Raw genomic sequence first — 1277 nt, forward strand, 5'->3', positions numbered from 1 at the left:
GATTTTAATATTTTCATACCAGTGTTTTATAGCAACACCAATTTAGGTGAAAATACTAAAAACCGCAAACCTTTTATTTATAAGCATTTGCGGTTATTTTTTATTATAGACTTACGGATTTAAGGTTTTAAACTAGCGGTAGCGGGGAGAAATATAGATTCTATCTTCTTGTCCGATTGCAAATTGACATTGATAGAGAATAATTAATATGTAAACGATGTTCTTCATTTTTTCGGCATTGCAGCTAACGGTTACGTATAAGAATAGTTGCGTGGTTAAGCACCTAATTTAGCAAATAAATCACAGATAGAATATTCCGCAGGAATGTTTGTAAGTCGGCAGTGACCAAGCAATTAATAATACACAGTGTTGGCAAATCGTTATTTTTAATCCCAATATTTCTCTATTAAATGATATATAATTCCATTATCAATATCAATTGCTAGATAATTTGCATTTGGGTATTTATTACAACGATAAAATTCAATATTCTTGATGTTTTCAATTTCGTAAAAAAATGAAATTTCTTTTTTGAATTCAGGCATTTCACGCTCAATAAATTCTAAATTCTTTTTCAATTCACTTCCGTCAGTCTTTTCGGTTTCTGTATCAGATATATCAGATTGTTTAGTTTTCAAATCCGATAGAAATTCTATCATTTCTGTTTTATCCGACTTATATTTAAAATAACAGGAATAAAAATTGGGTGGAAAGTTAATTTGAACACTTTTAATTTCATTTATTACTGGGATATTTTCATCAAAATATATGTCGTTTAAACTTACTGTTTCAGTCGATGAAAATGAATTAAAAGCAAAATTCACTGATTTTTTCCAAGCTTTTTTAGAAACATCAGCAATTTCAGTTTTTGATTTTTCAATCAATTCCTTTCCTTTGTTTTTCGCTCTTTGACAAGAACAGAAAACAATTAAAATCGTAAATATTATTTTTATGTGCGTTTTCATCTAATGTTTGCCAACGGCTCCGTGTATGAAATGTAGCGTGTAAAAAGGCACTACATTTTGGGTTTAGCACAGAGCCAATTTTTTATATTTTGATTTAATTTTTCAGTTTTAAAGCCAAATTTTTAATTTGGCGGTCTCTCTAAATATACACAAACCTTTTGGTTTAGCACTTACTAGCTATGTTTTATAGCATCCATGAAAAAGCAGTAAGTCGAGTATCTTTATAGATCACAAAAAATATAAAAGATATGAACACTCAAATTACTGCCTACCCAAAGTTATACATTGGAATTGACATTCACAAGCGAAGTT

The 1277-nt window shown here is 29.2% G+C and carries 1 protein-coding gene; it reads right to left on the reverse strand.

The genetic code is table 11. The annotated features are described in order from the left end of the window. Window positions 1–386: 386 nt before the first annotated feature. Window positions 387–965 carry a hypothetical protein gene (locus tag EM932_RS20665; RefSeq protein ID WP_145988304.1) on the reverse strand — a complete coding sequence of 193 codons (579 nt, stop codon included), beginning with the start codon at window positions 963–965 and terminating at the stop codon, window positions 387–389. Window positions 966–1277: the final 312 nt, after the last annotated feature.

Origin of the sequence: Flavivirga rizhaonensis (assembly GCF_004791695.1) — a bacterium.
Taxonomy (GTDB): domain Bacteria; phylum Bacteroidota; class Bacteroidia; order Flavobacteriales; family Flavobacteriaceae; genus Flavivirga; species Flavivirga rizhaonensis.

What these genes read in the sequence shown, in the direction of transcription:
- EM932_RS20665 (WP_145988304.1), bottom strand. Translation starts at nt 965, where the DNA reads ATGAAAACGCACATAAAAATAATATTTACGATTTTAATTGTTTTCTGT.